3 protein-coding genes are annotated in these 4600 nt (G+C 72.1%); 1 reads left to right on the top strand and 2 read right to left on the bottom strand.

Going from position 1 to position 4600, the window contains the following annotated elements:
- On the top strand, nucleotides 1-779 hold a 779-nt coding region (locus ABZ260_RS47030), incomplete at its 5' end, for an ATP-binding cassette domain-containing protein (RefSeq protein ID WP_355631379.1).
- A gap of 39 nt (nucleotides 780-818) precedes the next feature.
- Here the strand turns inward: ABZ260_RS47030 and ABZ260_RS47025 are convergent.
- Together ABZ260_RS47025 and ABZ260_RS47020 are read right to left on the bottom strand one after the other, a co-directional pair.
- Entirely contained in the window at nucleotides 819-1418 is a 600-nt protein-coding gene (locus ABZ260_RS47025) for an XRE family transcriptional regulator (protein WP_355631376.1), read from the bottom strand.
- A 46-nt stretch (nucleotides 1419-1464) separates the two neighbouring features.
- Nucleotides 1465-4323, bottom strand: coding sequence for an AAA family ATPase (locus ABZ260_RS47020; RefSeq protein ID WP_355631374.1), 2859 nt, complete (start codon nucleotides 4321-4323; stop codon nucleotides 1465-1467).
- Nucleotides 4324-4600 lie beyond the last annotated feature (277 nt).

Here is a 4600-nt window from a genome sequence, read left to right as displayed (position 1 = left end):
CGGCCGAGCCGGTGCTGGAGGTGCGTGACCTGCGCCGGTGGTTCGCCGGGAGCCCGCACCCGGCGCTGGCGGGCGTGAGCCTGACGGTCGCTCCGGGCGAGGTCGTCGGTGTGGTCGGCGAGTCCGGATCGGGCAAGACCACGCTGGCCCGATGCGTCGCCGGGCTGGAGCGTCCGGACGGGGGCGCGATCCTGCTTGGCGGCGCGGATTGCTCCGACTACGGGCGGATGGGGCGCGCGGCCGTGCGCCAGGCCCGCCGGATCTCACAAATGATCTTCCAGGACCCCTATTCGACGCTCAACCCCGCCCGGACCGTGGGGGCGACCCTGCGGGAGGCGCTGTGGGCCGACGGCCGTCCCGCCGGGCCGGACGACCTCGCCCGGCTCCTGGAGTCGGTCGGCCTGGCCCGCGACATGGCCGGGATGCGCCCGGCGGGGCTGTCCGGCGGTGAGCGGCAGCGGGTGGCGATCGCCCGCGCGGTGGCGGGCGAGCCCCGCCTGCTGATCTGCGACGAGCCGGTGTCGGCGCTCGACGTCTCGGTCCAGGCTCAGGTGCTGGGTCTCCTCGCCGAGCTGCGGGAACGACTGTCCATGGCGATGCTGTTCATCACCCACGATCTGGCCGTGGTCCGCCAGATCGCCGATCGGCTCTACGTGCTGGAGTCGGGGACGTGCGTGGAGACCGGCCTCGCCGACCGGGTGCTCGACGCGCCCGAGCATCCCTACACCCGGGCGTTGCTGGCCAGCGTCCCCGACGGCTCCGGCGACTGGCTGGACTGACCGGCTCGCGCGCCCCGGCAGAACCGCCCGCGACGGTCGTCAGTCCTCGGAGAACGAGATCAGGGTCAGGACGCGGCAGGCGGCGGAGCCGGTGGCGTAGACGTGGTCGGACTCGGCGGCGAAGCGCACGGCGTCACCTGCGGCGATGGTGACCGACCACTCCTCGGTCTCGACGGTCACCTCGCCGGAGACGACGTAGGCGTGCTCCACCGAGCCGCGGCCGTGGGAGCTCTTGGCGCTGCGGGTGTCCGGCGGGATGTGGCCCTCGGCCAGTTCGAAGCGGCGCCGGTCGGGGGCCGCGAACAAGGCGCGGACCGTCGTGTCCCCGGCGGGGAGGACGAGTCCCTCGTCGTGGCGGATCACCTCCGGGCCGGTCAGGTGGACCCGGGTCAGCTCGCCGAAGGTCAGTTCCAGGGAGGCCGCGAGCCGCGACAGCACCTCGACCGTGGGGTTGGCCACGCCGCGCTCGACCTGGGAGATGAGCGCCTTGCTCACGCCGGTCACCTCGGCCAGCTCGCGAACGCTGAACCCTCGGGCCAGGCGGGTGCGGCGCAGGTTGGCGGCGATCGCTCCGCGCACCCCCGAAGACTCAGGGGGAGCGGGTGTCATGCCGACGGCGATGCCATTCTCGCGCTGCACGTCTGTCTCCTCTTCCCGATCCGATCGGTATCCATGATGCAGGAGGTCAGCCGATCAGGGCGAGGCGGTGGGCGGCAGCGGCCGCCTCGCCCCGGGTGGAGACGCCCAGCTTGCCGAGGATGTTGGAGACATGGACGCTCACGGTCTTGGCCGAGATGAACAACTCGGCGGCGATCTCACGGTTGGACCGTCCCTGGGCGACCAGCCGGAGCACCTCCAGTTCGCGCGGGGTCAGCAGCTGCTCCCCGCTCTCCGTCCGGTCGGTCAGGGAGATCCCCACCCGGCGGGCGAGCGAGGAGATCTCGCCCGCCAGTGGCCGGGCGGAGATCGCCACGGCGATCGGATGGGCGGTGCGCAGCCGGTCGGCGGCACCGTCGCGATCGCCTGCACCGGCCGCCGCCCGTCCGGCGTGCAGCAGTGACCTCGCCTGCGGGAGGGGACGGTCCAGTCGTTCCCAGGCCGCGGCCGCGGCGTCGTGGTCGCGGGCGACACCGAGCCGGTAGGCCTCGGAGACGGGGTTGTCCACGGTCATCGCGGCCGCCGCCTCCTCGACGCGGGCGCGCAGCGCCGCCACCCGTTCGGGGGCGAACGCCCCGATCGTCTCGCAGACCCCTCCGAGCAGGTCGAGCATCCGCCAGCCCAGCATGGGCTTGCTCATGATCCGTTCCTCCCGGGCCACCCGCTCGGCGACCTCCAGCGCGGCCAGCGGCTCCCCGTCGAGCAGGTGCAGGCCGATCAGGAGCCGGGAGTTGGTGGTCAGTTCCTGGGTGAACTCCTCCGAGGCGGCGTCGAAGGCGCCCACCTCGTTCAGGACGGACCTGAGCACGTCCGTCTCGCCCCGGGCGAGCGCCACGTCGGCGCGGATCCGCCGCAGGTGGTGGCGGGTACGCAGGATGGGGTCCATGCCCAGGGCCTGCTCGGCCAGCTGGGCCGCCTCCTCGAACCTGCCCAGCGCGTCCAGCGCCTCGGCCCGGTTGTTGGCGATGAACGTGCCCTGGACCCGGTAGAGGCCGTACTTCCTGGCCAGTCGCTCCCCTTCGAGCGCCAGCTCGATCGCCTCGGTGGAGCGGCCCATGTTGTTCAGCGCGTCCACGTTGTTGGCGAGGGCGCGCAGCACGCTGCCGCCGGAGCCGACGCGCTCGCCGATCGCCTGCGCTCTCGCGTTGAGCCGGGCCATGGCGTCGACGCGTCCCGCGATCGAGTCGCCCAGCGCGAGGTTGAGCAGCAGCTCGGCCTCCAGGGGCTCCTCGCCGTACTCGCGCACGATCCGCAGCGCCTCCTCGGTGAGCGCCGTCCCCTCGTCCAGCTCGCCGCTGAACATCAGGTACGAACCCAGCTTGGACAGCACCTCGGCGCGGTCCAGCCCCGGTTCGGGGACCAGCCGCTCGGCATAGCGGAGATCGTCGAGCACCCCCGGCTTCCGTTTGGCCTTCTTGAACTGCGACCTCCGTACCAGCAGGTCCGCCACCCGCGCGGGCTCGGTCCGCTCGTCGAGCTCGTCCAGTGCGGCCTTGACGAACTTGCTGCCCCTGTCGACCTCCCCGCACGCGCTCGCGGCCTCCGAGGCACGCTCCAGGACCGTGGTGTGGTCGACACCGATGCGTTCGGCGGCGTCGGGGACCTTGCTCCACAGCGTGAGCACCCGCTCAAGCAGCTGCATCATCTCCTTGTAGGCGAAGGTCTTCGCGGCCTTGCCCGCGGCCTCCCAGGCGGAGATGAGGGCCCAGAGGTCGTTTCTGGCGGCGTGCCAGTGGTGGGCGATCTCGATGGCGGCCCGGCCGGGCGGGACGAGCGCGCGGTCGTTGCCGATCTCCTCGGCGAAGCGGGCGTGCAGCCGTACGTGCTCACCCGGCAGGAGCTCGTCGTGCACGGCCTCGCGGATCAGCGCGTGCCGGAAGACATAGGCGTGGCCGTCGGTGACCTGCAGCACGTTGGCCGCGATCGCGGTGCGCAGCGCGTCGTCGATGTCGACGTCGGACAGGCCGCTGACCGCGGCGAGCAGGGCGTGGCCCACCCGGATGCCGCCGGCCGCGGCGATGCGCAGCACCCGCTGGGTCTCCTCGGGGAGCCGCTCGACGGAGCCGATGATCAGGTCGTGCAGGGAGTCGGGGAAGGTACAGTCGCCGCCGCACTCCATCAGCGCCTCGACGAAGAGCGGGATGCCCTCGCTGCGCTGGAAGACCCTGTTCACCTGGGCGAGCTCGGGTGCGGTGCCGAGGATGCCGGCCATCTGGGCCGCCACCTCCGGCAGGGTGAGCCGGGGCAGGTCCATCCGGAGGACCCCGTCCAGCCGGCCGAGCTCGGCGAGCACCGGCCTGAGCGGGTGCTGGCGGTGGAGCTCGTCGGAGCGGTAGGTGAGGACCATCAGCACGGGAGCGGCGCGAAGGTTCCGGCTGAGGAAGGCGATCAGATCGCGGCTGGAGCTGTCGGCCCAGTGGACGTCCTCGATGAGGAGGATCACCGGCCGGCTCTCGGCGAGCCGTTCCAGCAGGGTGAGAACCTGCTCGAAGAGCCGAGCCCGGGCGGTGTCGCTCTCCGTGTCGCCGCTCGGCTCGCCGAACTCGGGCAGTAGCCGGGCCAGGTCGCGTGCCCCTCCCTCGGGGAGCAGCGCCGCGACCTCCTCGGCACCGCACTCGCGGACGAGCTGGCGGATCGCCGCGGTGAACGGCGCGTAGGCGAGGCCCTCGGTCGACAGCTCCACGCAGCCCCCGTTAAGCACGTGGGCGCTGTCGGCCGAGGCCCGTTCCGCGAAACACCCGATCAGCCGTGACTTGCCGACGCCGGCCTCGCCGCCGAGCAGCACCGTCGTCGCCGCGTTCTTCCGTGTCTGTTCGAATGCCTCGGTCAGATCCGCAAGCTCCGCCTCCCGTCCTACGAAGACGGGGCTTACCGCCCGACCCACCATGTCTGTCAGCATGTCATGCCTTACAGGTAGCACTCTCCTTATTTTTCGCTCGGTGAAATCGATCTTCTACGGGGGCAGAGAGGCCCGGCCGGACAGAAGGCGGCCGGGCTCTCGGGACGTGGTCATGCCGGAATGATCTTGCCGAGGAGGCCCCTGCGGCGCTTGCCGCCCGAGCGGGCCTTGCTGGCCTGCTGAGCCTCGCGGGCGAGGCGGTGGCTGTCGGCCTGCTCGCGGAGCTCGGCGGCCCTCTGGGTGATCATCTGGAGCTGAAGCTCGG

The organism is Streptosporangium sp. NPDC006013 (genome assembly GCF_040614275.1).
Taxonomy (GTDB): domain Bacteria; phylum Actinomycetota; class Actinomycetes; order Streptosporangiales; family Streptosporangiaceae; genus Streptosporangium.
The sequence above is the reverse complement of the archived record's forward strand: the minus strand, read 5'-3'. Positions and strand labels throughout refer to the sequence as shown.

Coding starts and splice junctions, on each gene's coding strand:
- ABZ260_RS47020 (WP_355631374.1), bottom strand. CDS start 4,323: ATGGTGGGTCGGGCGGTAAGCCCCGTCTTCGTAGGACGGGAGGCGGAG.